The sequence below is a fragment of the Roseivirga sp. BDSF3-8 genome (genome assembly GCF_041449215.1).
Classification (GTDB): domain Bacteria; phylum Bacteroidota; class Bacteroidia; order Cytophagales; family Cyclobacteriaceae; genus JBGNFV01.
In genome coordinates, this window is the sequence record NZ_JBGNFV010000001.1 from 5,451,718 (window position 1) to 5,464,606 (window position 12,889).

Here is a 12,889-nt window from a genome sequence, read left to right on the forward strand (position 1 = left end):
GGCGCTTGTTTTTCTCAGGAACCAGAGGTGGCGTATGGCAGGTATGTGGTAGCAGAGGGCCCGCAGGCCGGAGTGGTCCTGTACCGCACTCAGGCAGGCAGGACATATGGTCTTAAAAAAAGCCCTCTACAATAAATGCGAGGGCTTCCAAATTGTTTATGTGGGCGGGAGCTAGTCCATAGTGGCCAGTGTACGGTTGGATAAAAGGCCTTCGTATAGTCTCTTGTACTCTACCTTGCGCTCGATGGAGTCGATCACGGTATCAGTAAAGTCGGGCATCTTGAGGTCCCGGAAATGCTCAAAGCCGCCGGGGCTGAGGACATTGATCTCGATGAGCTTGTCGCCCACCACATCCAGGCCTACAAAGAAGAGGCCGTCGCGTATCAGTTTGGGAGCCGTAACCCGTATAATGCGCTTCATGGCATCGGTAAGCTCGCTGTTTTCTGCGCTACCCCCTACTGAGAAGTTACTCCTGAACTCTCCTTCGCCGCTTTTGCGGCGGATAAGGCCCAGCTTACCGTCCTGCTCCAGCAGGCGTCCGTTCATGAGGAAGACGCGCACATCGCCATCTTTGGCTTTGGGCAAATACTCCTGGGCAATGACGTACCCATCTTCCATGATGGTGTCAATGATCTGGTTTATGTTCTTTTCGGTCTTATCGATCAGGAAGACATTCTGTCCACCAGAGCCTTGCAGGGGCTTCAACACCATTTTTTTACCTACCTCTTCCCAGAAGTTAAGCAAGTCTTCCCTGTTTCGGGTAATGAGGCTTTTGGGTTTGATCTCCTCCGGCAGCTCTTCAAAGTAGAGCTTATCGATAAAAGCGTTGGACATGGCATAGGCATCATTCAGCACCAGCACATCCAGGTTCTGCGCCATACGGCCAAAGGCTACACCGGACTGCTCGGCCCAGTACCTTTCGGCAGGCTCTTCCGTAGGATTATTCCTGATAAAGAGCACGTCAAAATCGGTGACAGGGTACAGGCTATGTTTTAGCTTATCGCTCTGAATAGCTTCCAGAAACTCCTCAGGATCTTTTTTATCCAGTTTCGGAGGGATTTTAATGCAATTGACGGATAGTGGGGTATCTGAGCGGAACACGTAGTCGCCTACGCTCATCACAAACACTTCATGGCCTCTTTCATGGGCCTTTTTCATAAGCAGTAAGGATGTACCGCAACTCTCAACGGCTATGTCGTTGAGTACAAAACAAATTTTCATACTTGCTTTAACTTATATAAAGGGATTCCTTCTCGTATTTTTCTAATCTTATCCTGGTAGTCAGGGCTTTCCATATACCTTGGCAGTACGGCCGGAGGGTTAAGAATACCCCTGGTGGTAAGCTCGCGTATAAGCCCCACATGCTTGAGGGCAAACTTCCCTGAGAGCAGAAAGCTCAGGTCTCCGCCGGCAGCCAGGTATTCGCGTACCTCCATCAGCCCCTTGAGGTATATAATGTCTTTCAGAAAACCACCGCCCTGAAACATCCGGCTGGTGATATTAAAGGCGTGATCTTTAGAAAATCCATACTGCCCGTGGAGCATATGGAACATCTGCTTAAAATCAAGCCCGCGCAGCAGGGCGTTGCCCGCCACCACCCTGCCGGCCAGTATCCTGAGCCGGTTACCGGAGAGGGCGCCGCCGAGGTATTCGGATAGCACGGCCACCCCTTCCTGCAGGGCATCATAATCGGCCAGGCCTATAGCCATTTGATGCAGTGGTTGTTGCTTACCGTTATAAAAGGTGAGGGCGTGGGTGCCGATTTCATGCTGTATAAGGCCGGTAGCCTCAGTCTCAGTCATGCGGTAGTCTGCGGGCAGGTAGAGCTCCCCTTTGGATACCATAATGATATTGACATCATCGCGCACATGTACGCGGCAGGAGAAACCAGGCGACTGCTCTTTAAAGTAGTCAAATTCTTTTTCGGCCATCCGGGCAAACTCCTTTGCGCCTATGGGCTTTTCTTCCTCGGTTTCTTCCACCTCGTCTATCTCCTTCAGGATCATCTCCGCCTCTTTGATCAGGGCATCGTCCAGCCCCTTATACAGGCGTACACTGCGGTAGAGAAAATTACGGCTTCCCCGCTCTTTGAGCATGGTCAGCTCCTGGTCCAGTTCTTCCCGCTTCTCATCAAATATAAAGGCCAGGGCGGGGTCGTCTATGTCTTCGATCTTTACGTTGAAGAGGTCCCGCTTAAGCAGGTCAGGATCTATGGGCAGCAGGCGATAGTGGTAGTCCACTACCTCCTCCAGGTTACTCTCAAAAAAGCGGTTGCGGATGTCCATTATGTTATTGGGTGCCACAAGCCACAGAAACTGGTACCCGGCCTGAATCTTATAGAGCTGCTTATCCACCTTAAAGACATCCTCATCTATCTGCCGCTTGCCGAGGGCTATGTAGCTATCTATGGGCGAGGTGGTCTGCACGCGGGTGTACTCAAACATGGCTTTTTGCAGGGCCCGGGCAAATGATTCCCTGAACTTGCGAAAGTATAAAGGAAAGACCTCGCCCTGCTCGGATTTGTACACGGGAGGCACTTCCAGTTGCAGGTACTGGGCGCCTGTACGTTCCAGTTCTTTGATATTCAGGATGGAGTAATGGTCTTCTTTTTTTCGTTCGTGAGGTTCGCGCAGTTGAGCGTCCAGTTCCAGGTTCAGGCGGCGGCTATCTATTTCGCCAAGTTCCTCCTGCAGTACACTGAGGGTGGCGGGCAGTTTCTTTTCGTGGCCCGTCAGTATAAACTCGCGGCTACCTTCCGGGCCGATGAATATCTCCATTACCAGAAAGGACCCAAACTTGTCGGTCATACATCTGGTAATCTGATGCACAAGGGCCTGGAAGTATTCCGGTTCTTCGTCGGTTATGAACATGTAGCTGGCTTTGCTTCTTACCAGCCTCAGCATGCTAGGGTCGTCTGTACTGCGGTTATATACAATTAAAAAGGGCACCTCGTGCTCGAGATAAAGAAACCCGTTACCCTTCAAGCTTTTAACCGTACTGTCTTCAGTGGTTATGCTATGTATAATATCTTCCAGTTCGGTTGAATGCTCATCAAGCTCTATCAAACCAATACTTTTTGGTACTAAAAAATCGAGTTACGTGCTATGTATTACGAACCCCATACCGCCCATATGGTTTAAAAAAAGGGAAATTGGCACACCAGACCGCAAAACCCTATCGGCTTTTGGCTGCATGGCCAGCAAAAAAAGAGGGGCCACCTGCACAATGCAGGTGGCCCCGGGACTCATTCATCAATAAATACGTCTGGTTATCAGCCAGCAGTGTCATTAAGTACAGAAGCATTAAGCTGCCTCACACATACAGCTACTGCTTCATTTTCCAGTGTACTGAAGCTCAGCAGGTAGTTCTCACCATTTGCTGTACAGGTCTTTTCGGTCTCTTTTCCGGCCCGGGCATTTTCTATGCCTTTTGTCAAAGGGGCCTTTAGCCCCGGATAAAGTGCCGCAGGATCTTTTACCGGCTCGTCTGACACCTTTTCACACAGCGCTCTGCAGGCCTTATTACCTTCTGTTATCTCATTTTCCGCATTGACCACAAAAATGGTATCAGGGCAAGCGTCAAGCATGCCAGTGAGGTGCTGTATCTGCTGCCTGGCCTTCTTCACTTCCACGGTTTGCTTTTCCTGGTTTTCAGATATTTCTTCCATGTTTTTACGCATGGACTGCTCCTGTCCGGCCATGATTTCGGCCTGCTCTTCCATCTTAGCCTGAGCCATCTTTACGGCAGTGATATCAGCCGCCAGTTTCAGCACCCCGCCGGGCTTACCGTCACTGTTATACAGCATCGAGTAGCTGCCCTGTATGTATACAGAGTTTCCTTTTTTGTCATATCGCTCATACTCACCCATTTGTGCTTTACCTGAGCCCAGATCCGCCCAGAACTGCCTGTACTCTTCGGTAGCTGCATATTCCTTACCTACAAAGATGGCATGATGGTGGCCACGAATCTCTTCCAGCTCATAGCCCATCAGCTTCAGAAAGTTCTGGTTGGCGTTGCGGATATTACCTTCCAGATCGAACTCTATGGAAGCGATACCGCTCTCGTCTATCGCCTTCAGCCGGCTGGTGGCTTCATTAGCCTGTCGCGACACTTCTTCCTCTGCCTTTTTAGTAGAGGTGATATCAGCCGCCAGTTTTAGTATCCCGTTGGGATTGCCCTCGCTATCATATAGTATAGAATAGCTACCTTGTATATACACGGGCTTTCCGCCTCTACCATACCGCTGGTATTCACCTGTCTGCGCTCTACCGCTCGCCAGGTCGGCCCAGAATTGCCTGTATTCGTCAGAAGCAGCATATTCCTCGGTTACAAACAGGGCGTGGTGCCGTCCACGGATCTCTTCCAGCTCATAGCCCATCAGCTTCAGGAAGTTCTGGTTGGCGTTGCGGATATTACCTTTCAGGTCGAACTCTATGGAAGCTATGCCGCTCTCGTCAATCGCCTTTAGCCGGCTCTCAATTTCACGCGCTTTGAGTGTCAGTTCGCGCTGCACCACTTTGGAGCTGGTTATATCAGCCGCCAGCTTCAGCACGCCTTCTGGTCGCCCGGCATTATCTTTCAGTATGGAGTAACTACCCTGAATGAATACACTTTCTCCGGCCTTATTAAACCGTTCGTATTCTCCTATTTGAGATTCACCCCCTCCCAGGCTATGCCAGAACAGCCGGTACTCCTCACTAACGGCGTATTGTGGAGATACAAAAATGCGGTGGTGCTTCCCTTTCAGCTCCTCCATGGTGTAGCCCATCAGCTTCAAAAAGTTCTGATTGGCTGACTTAATGTATCCTTCCAGGTCAAACTCAATACTGGCAATTCCGCTTTCGTCAATGGCTACCATGCGGCTTTCCAGTTCTATGGATTTCCGCTGCATCTCCTCCTGCGTGGCCTGCAGCTCTTCCATGTTTTGCCGTACCTCTTCCTCCTGCGCTCTCAGCTCTTCGGTCTGTTGCTGGGTGTGTTCCAGCAGCGTACGTGTGCGCTGATTGTTTTTGGTATTGGCAATGGTGGAAGCAATACTCTCACCCAATTGCTCGGTAAACTCTATCTGATAGGGCTTAAAGGCGGTAAAAGAAGCAATCTCAAGCGCCCCGAAAACCGTGTCATCCAGCTTAAGGGGCACAATAAGCAGGTACTTAGGAGGCGCTGCTCCCAGCCCGGAGGTAATGTTGATGTAGTTATCAGGTATCTCGGACAGGTAAGTAGTCTCCTTTTCCAGAATTGCCTGTCCGACAAGTCCACTTCCGTTCTCAATACGCAGGTTCAGGTATTTTTTACGGTTATAGGCGTAGCAGGCCAGCATTTCTATGTAGGTGTCATTCTTGTTGTCATCATTGACAACGTAAAGGGCGCCCTGGTTAGCAGAGAGGTATTTGACCAGGCTTCCGATGATGTCATCGGCCAGCTCGTCAAGATCTACATTACGGGAGCGAAGTATGTCTATAAATTTGGAGCGGTGTTCAGACACCCAGGTGCGCTGTTTCTCTTCTACAGAAACGTCCACCATTCTTTTACGCAAACTTAAGAGAGCTTCGGCGAGGTAGTTGCGGGATTCATTACCCCCCTCATCCTCGTTGCCGAAAGCTACATCCAGGTTACCTTTCTCTATTTCTTTGATGAAATCGCCAGCAACTTCAATCTGGTTCTTTAATAGAGTATGGTCATTCAGCAATTCATTATAGCTGGTTTTTTTAATGATTCTGAAAGGTAGTGTTGGCATGTAGTATGTTTAAAAAGTAACCACTGTCTAAGAGTATCCGGTTTAATACCCATTGTATTTTAACCAGAAACCATTTGCGTATAGAGGGTTATACAATAAAATTATACCTAAATAGTTCAACCACCTAATACCAGCACAATCTAAATGCGGTCAAAAAGCACATGATACATCCATTACTGAAGTGATATTCTCAGAACTTAGGGAGCAAAAATTCAGATCAATTGTTTATTTAACCCCTTGCAAACACCTTGCTTTTCATCGCTTAGTGCAATTAACCCTTAGTTTGTATAACTATCCTTTAACAAACCCGAGGATACAGGCGCTTTAAATATTACATTGCCGTATAGGTAAATTTTGATTTTGTACTGTAAAATTTAAATTATTTTCTTTAAAAAAGACCTTTCCCCCCACCCCAAATCAGACCCCGGAATAGATTAATTCTGAGTGGAAAAGCGCTAAAGTACCGGCCCTGTGCAGGGTATTTACTTTCAAATAAGATGAAATTTCACAGAAAGTCTATAACTTAAATGACAAAGTAAGCTCAAAAAAACCACTATGACCAGCCGTAACTACTTGCCCACCAGCCGCCTTAGAAGGTGCACAGGCAGTGCAGGTCTCCTTTTATGGCAAAACACCCCTCCTGTCCTGGCAGAAAGTCCCCTGCTGTGGTATGGCCTGCTGGCCTCAGTGCCCATCGTGGTAGCTTCCTTCTTTATTGTATTTCTCTTATACAGGCAAAAACGCGAGGCGCACTTCCGGCAGGTGCAATTGCAAACAGAACTGGAGCGGGCCGACCTGGAAATGCAGGCGCTGCGGGCGCAGGTAAATCCACACTTTATATTTAACTGCCTCGCTTCTATTCAGCACTACATCCACAGGCACGAATCCGACCTGGCCGAGGGCTACCTGGTCAAGTTCAGCCGCCTGATACGGCTGGTACTGGAAAACAGCACCCAGGCCATGGTACCCATGGAGGATGACCTGGAGGCGCTAGACCTGTATATTCAGATGGAGCAACTACGGCTGAATAACTCCTTTACTTATACCATAGACACCGACGGGCTGGATACGGAACTGCTTTACATACCGCCGCTGCTAATACAGCCCTTTGTGGAAAATGCCATCTGGCACGGACTGGCGCACACTGAAGCCGGACACATACGCATAAGCTTCCGCCTGGATGGGCCCACCCTTAGCTGCTTCATTGCAGATGACGGAAAGCCGGGAGAAGGGCCCGCCCCTGAGCACGCCGCAAAGAATAAGTCCATGGGCACGGCCCTGATCACCCGGCGACTGGAACTATATAAGAAACTGCATGACAGAGCGTATCACTTTACTATGAGTGACCTAGAGGGGCAGGGCAAACAAATCGAACTCACAATACCACACGAAAAAGACGAATGAACGCAATCATAATAGAGGATGAACCCCACCAGCGTGAACTGCTGGAAGGCCTGCTGAGCCGCCATCACCCGGAGGTATGCTGCATGGGGGCTGCAACCGGTGTACAGGGGGGCCTGGACCTGATCACCCGTATGAGGCCGGACCTGGTGTTTATGGATGTGATGCTGGCAGACGGCACCTGCTTCGACCTGCTGGCGCAACTGCCGGAGCGGCCCTTCGAGATCATCTTTACCACCTCACACCAGGAGTATGCCGTGAAGGCCTTTCGCCTGGCCGCAGTAGATTACCTGCTGAAACCGGTAGCGCAGGACGAGCTGGCGGCCGCCATAGCCAAGCTGAAGGAGAAGCAGGCAGACAGGCAGGCCTTCGACCATATACGGCTGCTGCTGGGCAATATGCAAAAGGAAACCCGGAAGGAGCAGCCACGCATCGCCCTGCCCACCCTTACGGGCTTTACCATGGTGGCCATAGAAGACATCGTCTGGTGCGAGTCGGATAATACCTACACCACCTTTTACCTCCGCGAGGGCAAGGACATACTGGTGTCGCGCACGCTGAAGGCCTGCGAGAAGCTGCTGGCCGACCATGCCTTTTACCGGGTGCACAACTCGGCGCTGGTAAACCTGAATTACATCCGTGAATATGTTAAGGGCGAAGGGGGCTATGTGGTAATGATCAATGGCGCTGAGGTAAACGTGAGCCGCCGCCGCAAAGATGAATTTCTGCGGCTGTTTCAGAAGGTGAAGTTGTAATACCAGCCCCTAACCCACAGCCGCCACGGACTGCCCGCGCCCTGCCGGTCTCTTAATACGAATAGTGATAAACAGAATCATGTAATACCTTGATCACACTATATGATATGAAACACAGCACATGACCGCATTTATCGCCAGTATATTTGTAGAGGATGGCACCCTGCAGCTCTCGCTAAACGGAAAAGTAATACTCAGAGGCAGAGGCCAGTGCCGGAAGGAACTACAGCCGGGCACCACTTATAAAGTGGCCTGGCAAGTACAGGGAAAACCCGGCAGCGCCTACACCCTCAGCATATCCAGCCCCCGCGAGGCGGAGATGCAGCTAACCAAAACCATCGGCAAATCCGGCGAAGATGCAAGTGAATTTGAATTTGAAATGTAAATGAATGTTGAATTTTAAATGATAAAAGAGATGAGTTATATAATAACAGCCGAAGAGGCGGATAGAATGATTGCTCAATTTATAGCTAAAAAGAAGAATATAGCTACAAAGGAAGCTTTAGGTGGTATAATTCATAAAGAATCTATTGATGGTAGTTCAAGTGCAATATACACTGGTAACATGGGGTGGCTCTGTGATAACGTAAATAAAAGTCACAGTAATTACCCTAAACTCTTTCTAGCCTTCGAAAGGAATAGTAATTATACAGCTGATCAGGAAATCGAAGAGCCTCAGAGTAGCGTACTGGTGGCGCCAACAATTACGTTCATCTCATCAAGTGATGCCTGGCCTCTCCTTAAAGATCATATGACACCAATACCAACTAGTGATAATATAATTGATAAACCTACTGTAATAGACCTCAAAAATGAATTCAAGAAGCAGGAAAAAGAAAATAAAAAATATAGCAAAGAGCACCCATACTGCTTTTTTGAGAATAAGAACAACACGGAATTGAGTGTGTTGATGGAGAATGAGGATATTAAATATTTTCGCTACTATTTTGGGTATAGTGACGATCAAAGTTATGGAAATAATAAAATGAGGCTAATCTTGGTGCCCGTAGCTGCAAAAGGTAATAATCTCGTTCCTGATCCCGGGCAGAAAAAAAGAGTGAGTAGTAGTGGTGGGGAAGTATATATCCTTCAAAAATCCTGGCCGCCGGATAGTTCTAACCTCAAAAAGTAGCATCATAGTTTGCACCTAACCCTAGCTATAATATCCACCCTGTTTATACTGGTGCCCCTGCTCACAGGGCTGGGCACCGTAAAAAGAGCCGGAATGACCTTCCGGCTTTTTGTGCTTTTCCTGCTCGCGGGTTTTGTGACGGACTGCCTGAGCTGGTATAAGAACGTGGCGCCGGGCGTCACCACGGAGCAGGGGCTGTTTATAGACGGCCTTTACCAGCTCTATTCCGCCCTAGAGGCCGCTTTTTTCTTCTGGTTCATTTCCGCCGTAGCCAGCCCCGGCTGGTTGCATAAGGCCGCACGCTACGCCCTGTGGCTTACTGTGCCCGTGTGGCTGGTCATCGGCGTATTCAGCCCCTTTCGCGGGCTATTCGATGCCACATACCAGGTACTTGTTGCCTTTCTGTCCGCCGGTGTGCTGCTGCAATACATTGAGAGAGAGCCCCAGCCGCTCCGGCAGCCTCATTTCATTCTGCTGGCTGGTATCTTCTTCTACACCCTGTCCACCTTTGTCATCGTGCTGTTAGCCAAAACGCCGCTCGCCGATCAGCTATGGTTCCTGCACAATGCCGTGAACATCCTCACCTACGTCGTCTATACAGTCGGCTTCGCCCTGCAGATAAAAACAGGGGCCGTGCAAACGCATCGCTAGTTCCATCTACCCGCTGTTCCCTGCCACTGGCTATTTACTTCCTGCCACCCTCTACTTCATCGTTTCATCGCCCATCTTACCTATATAAATTATTCATAATCAACGGATAGTAAATCCAATCCGAAAAGAGATTTCGTACCTAAAGACAGAGGCGATATGGGACTGAAGATCGAGCTAACCTTCTCAGATGAAATAGATGCGAAGAATAAAGACACCTTCGCCAGGGCAGCAGACAGGTGGTCGGATATCATCAAACACGACCTGCCGCCCGTGCAACTGCCCCACGGCGCGTGGGTCTCAGGCATCCGGGTAGATGTGCAGGGAATAAACCTGCCCCACACCCATGGCATTCGCGGAAAGGCAGGCCCTACATATTTGCGCCCGGACAGTTTGCTCCCCGCAGCCGGCATTTTGCAAGCCGACCCGGCTGCCCTGCACCGACTGGAGGCCCAGGGCATCCTATATCCTGCCTTGCTGCACCAAATGGCCCATGTGCTTGGCTTTGGCCTGCTCTGGTCATCCGCTTACCTCAACCTGGTAGCTGATGAGGGGGGATACGCCCCCCTCTTTACCGGCCCTAAAGCCACGCAGCTCTACAGTGAGCTAACAGGCTGCGCGCAGCCGGGCGTACCGGTGGAGAATACCGGCGGGCGCGGTAACCGCGACTTCCACTGGCGCGAGCATATCTTTGGCAATGAGCTGATGTCGGGGCACATGGATGCCGTCAGCAGCCCCTTGAGCCGCCTCACGCTCGCTGCTTTGGAGGACATGGGCTACACCGTAGACTATGCCGCCGCCGAGGCCTATGCCCTACCCCACCCTCAGCAAGCTGCCACCCGGCAACTGGACCTGAACAGCATATGCCGTACCTGTCAGCATGCCTCTTACCATCCTGACATCACCATTTTATCACCCGAATCGCTGCCTGCTGCTTATGAGGAAAGGGCGGTATTGATCTGATTAAAGCTAAATGATTGCACTGCTAAGCGCTGAACCAACGGCGCGCGTAACCTCCCCTGAATAAAAACCCGCCGGAGCGATTTTTATCCGGTCCCCTCCTCATAAGCCAGGAGGGGAATTTATAATATTAAAGTGGCTCTTTGTCTATCGCGATGACAGATACCCTAACGATAAGGAATCAGTAGTCCCGCAGGGAGATAGCAAGAACCCCCGTGTTACCAAAACCGAATTCGAAGCCGCCTCCACCGGATTCTAATGCCGCCCCTCCGCCCGCTAAAGCCCGCTGTTTTCAGTCTCGCTTATCCCCTACCTTCATATTAACAAGGGAACGCCCCCATTTAAATTAATGAATTAACCACTACAGCCATGAGGAAATTACTATTATCCTTCTTTCTAATACTGTCCGCTTACCCACTCCTAGCCCAGGGAGAGATAGAGAAACGACTGGATGGTATCAAAATCAAAAAGCATGTATATCTAAACTTCAGTCCGGAAGAGAATAAGATTAGATATAAGATAAACCTTGGTAATGAGGATGTTTACGAAGAATTATCAGACTCCAGCCTTTTTCTGTTTACAGGACAAGGTAGTACCCTGGTTTTTGCTACTCCATTGAATCCACTTGTTTATAATGTTAAGACAAAATCAGAAATAAGGGATGACAAGTTGATTAGTGATTTGAATAACGCTCTAAGCAAATTAACTCAACAATCATCTTTGGAGGTAGGGGGGACTATTACTAAAGGAGACAACACAAAAGAGAGAATTCCACTTGCTAATAAATATTTCAAAAATATTTTTGGTGAATGCATAGATCTTACTGAAGATGAAATATTAAAGATTAAAACCCTTGACTCATTAGTCTATACGCCTGTTTTTTCAAAAAAAATAATCAACGCTAAAAAGGAGCTATCCTCATTAGACTTCACTAACAAGCCAAGCGAAAAATTAAACGCAATAAAGTCATCAATAAAAGATGTTCATAAAGAGCAAGTAATAATTGACAGCTTATACGAGCAGGCAAAAAAAATTCTGATGCCTAAAATTAAAGCTTGTACTAATGACGATAAATCATTTATGATTGCAATGCTATTTACTACCTACTTTCACAACACGTATCTAATTATAGATGAAAGAGAAAAAGCAATCAGCGTATTAAAAGAAATGGAAAAAACAGTTAGTGAATATGCAGGTAAGCTGGAGAATATTAATGGACATAGTTTTGAAAGAATAGCTGAATTAACGCTGAAAAGAGGAAAAGTGCATGATATCAACTACGAGGTAACCTATAAAGAGGACGGCGAGGATAAAAAGGTAAGCAAAACCATGACGTTTACTCACTACCGTGGCCTGCTATGGGAGGTAACACCCGGAGTGGCCTTCACGAATGTCATTTATGATACCTATGGCATCTCCACAGACGCTGACGGTGCCTCCACTGTCGCAGAGGCGGGAAAGGAGCATATCAAGCAAGTGAATGTCAATGTCATGCTGAATGCCAATTTTGTTATCCCCTCATGGCACGAAACCATGCCTTTTGTTCAGATCGGCGCGGGGCCATCCAAAGACTACCCCATGCTATTTACAGGTATAGGGCTTAGGATCAATGACCGGTTCAGAATCAGCACAGGTGCCGTATTTACCTGGGTCAAGGAGCTAAATGAATTACAGGTAGGCGATCCGGTAGACGGTACAGCTGCTCTGGAAAAAGACCTTTCCTACACATTTACGGGTCCTAAATTTTACCTGGGGCTACAGATGGGTCTAAAGTAAATCGTTTACTCTCTTTTCGGCTGTAAGTAGAGACGTCGCACAGGCGTCTCTATTTTTGTTTTTAGCGCCTTGCTGCACCGTTACATCCCCCGGACGGAAATGTGGTGCACTTCCCAACTCCCTACCCCTGCCCCCTTCGCCGTGGATTGGGCACGCCTAAAGTACTTTGGTGGGCCGGAAGGGGGACTAAGTTGGTGCTTTTTGCATAGCGGAAAGGCACAGCCGTATTTATAAGCACCTATTCCCCTCCTGTAGGCATAGCCGTCAAGCGAAGCAACAATTCCCCTCCTATCAGGCAAGGGGACCGATTAGAAAACGCGAATGCGTATTTCTAATCAGGGGAGGTACTGGCAGAATGCTATTTAAAGCAGCCAGTTACGGCCAACCCGTCTGCGGGCCCAGCATGGCTAAAATGCTGTAGCTTTTTTGAGCCGTCCCCGTCAGTTAGCTGACTGATGAGGAATTAATAATGTGCTATTT

At 48.8% G+C, this 12,889-nt stretch carries 10 protein-coding genes; 7 read left to right on the forward strand and 3 right to left on the reverse strand.

The genetic code is table 11. From position 1 onward, the window contains the following. Positions 1-171: 171 nt before the first annotated feature. From AB9P05_RS22145 to AB9P05_RS22155, 3 genes are all read right to left on the reverse strand, one after another. Positions 172-1,221, reverse strand: a complete 1,050-nt coding sequence (locus AB9P05_RS22145; RefSeq protein WP_371911023.1) for a glutathione synthetase — start codon at positions 1,219-1,221, stop codon at positions 172-174. Beyond that, entirely contained in the window at positions 1,218-3,065 is a 1,848-nt protein-coding gene (locus AB9P05_RS22150) for a flavohemoglobin expression-modulating QEGLA motif protein (RefSeq protein WP_371911024.1), read from the reverse strand. Before AB9P05_RS22150 ends, AB9P05_RS22145 begins: the two co-directional genes overlap by 4 nt. 206 nt (positions 3,066-3,271) lie before the next feature. Next, on the reverse strand, positions 3,272-5,737 hold the full coding sequence (locus AB9P05_RS22155; protein ID WP_371911025.1) for a PAS domain S-box protein: 2,466 nt from the start codon (positions 5,735-5,737) through the stop codon (positions 3,272-3,274). 555 nt (positions 5,738-6,292) lie between these two features. Between AB9P05_RS22155 and AB9P05_RS22160 the strand changes: the two genes are divergently transcribed. The 7 genes from AB9P05_RS22160 to AB9P05_RS22190 all read left to right on the forward strand — a co-directional run bounded on the left by AB9P05_RS22160 (position 6,293) and on the right by AB9P05_RS22190 (position 12,409). Then, entirely contained in the window at positions 6,293-7,141 is an 849-nt protein-coding gene (locus tag AB9P05_RS22160; RefSeq protein WP_371911026.1) for a sensor histidine kinase, read from the forward strand. Next, positions 7,138-7,893, forward strand: a complete 756-nt coding sequence (locus tag AB9P05_RS22165) for a LytR/AlgR family response regulator transcription factor (RefSeq protein ID WP_371911027.1) — start codon at positions 7,138-7,140, stop codon at positions 7,891-7,893. Before AB9P05_RS22160 ends, AB9P05_RS22165 begins: the two co-directional genes overlap by 4 nt. A 121-nt stretch (positions 7,894-8,014) precedes the next feature. Beyond that, a complete protein-coding gene (locus tag AB9P05_RS22170) occupies positions 8,015-8,278 on the forward strand; it encodes a hypothetical protein (protein ID WP_371911028.1) in 264 nt (87 codons plus the stop codon). An 18-nt stretch (positions 8,279-8,296) separates the two neighbouring features. Beyond that, a complete protein-coding gene (locus tag AB9P05_RS22175; protein WP_371911029.1) occupies positions 8,297-9,025 on the forward strand; it encodes a hypothetical protein in 729 nt (242 codons plus the stop codon). Positions 9,026-9,034: 9 nt separating this feature from the next. Beyond that, positions 9,035-9,676, forward strand: coding sequence for a hypothetical protein (locus AB9P05_RS22180; protein WP_371911030.1), 642 nt, complete (start codon positions 9,035-9,037; stop codon positions 9,674-9,676). Between the two features lie 156 nt (positions 9,677-9,832). Further along, positions 9,833-10,636: a leishmanolysin-related zinc metalloendopeptidase gene (locus AB9P05_RS22185; RefSeq protein ID WP_371911031.1), complete on the forward strand. Its 804-nt coding sequence runs from the start codon at positions 9,833-9,835 to the stop codon at positions 10,634-10,636. A 366-nt stretch (positions 10,637-11,002) separates the two neighbouring features. Beyond that, complete coding sequence (locus AB9P05_RS22190; protein ID WP_371911032.1) at positions 11,003-12,409, forward strand: hypothetical protein; 1,407 nt, start codon at positions 11,003-11,005, stop codon at positions 12,407-12,409. Positions 12,410-12,889: the final 480 nt, after the last annotated feature.

Excerpts from the sequence above, each read along its gene's own strand:
- AB9P05_RS22145 (WP_371911023.1), bottom strand. The coding sequence starts at position 1,221 with ATGAAAATTTGTTTTGTACTCAACGACATAGCCGTTGAGAGTTGCGGT.
- AB9P05_RS22155 (WP_371911025.1), bottom strand. The coding sequence starts at position 5,737 with ATGCCAACACTACCTTTCAGAATCATTAAAAAAACCAGCTATAATGAA.
- AB9P05_RS22160 (WP_371911026.1), top strand. The coding sequence starts at position 6,293 with ATGACCAGCCGTAACTACTTGCCCACCAGCCGCCTTAGAAGGTGCACA.
- AB9P05_RS22165 (WP_371911027.1), top strand. The coding sequence starts at position 7,138 with ATGAACGCAATCATAATAGAGGATGAACCCCACCAGCGTGAACTGCTG.
- AB9P05_RS22170 (WP_371911028.1), top strand. The coding sequence starts at position 8,015 with ATGACCGCATTTATCGCCAGTATATTTGTAGAGGATGGCACCCTGCAG.
- AB9P05_RS22175 (WP_371911029.1), top strand. The coding sequence starts at position 8,297 with ATGATAAAAGAGATGAGTTATATAATAACAGCCGAAGAGGCGGATAGA.
- AB9P05_RS22185 (WP_371911031.1), top strand. The coding sequence starts at position 9,833 with ATGGGACTGAAGATCGAGCTAACCTTCTCAGATGAAATAGATGCGAAG.
- AB9P05_RS22190 (WP_371911032.1), top strand. The coding sequence starts at position 11,003 with ATGAGGAAATTACTATTATCCTTCTTTCTAATACTGTCCGCTTACCCA.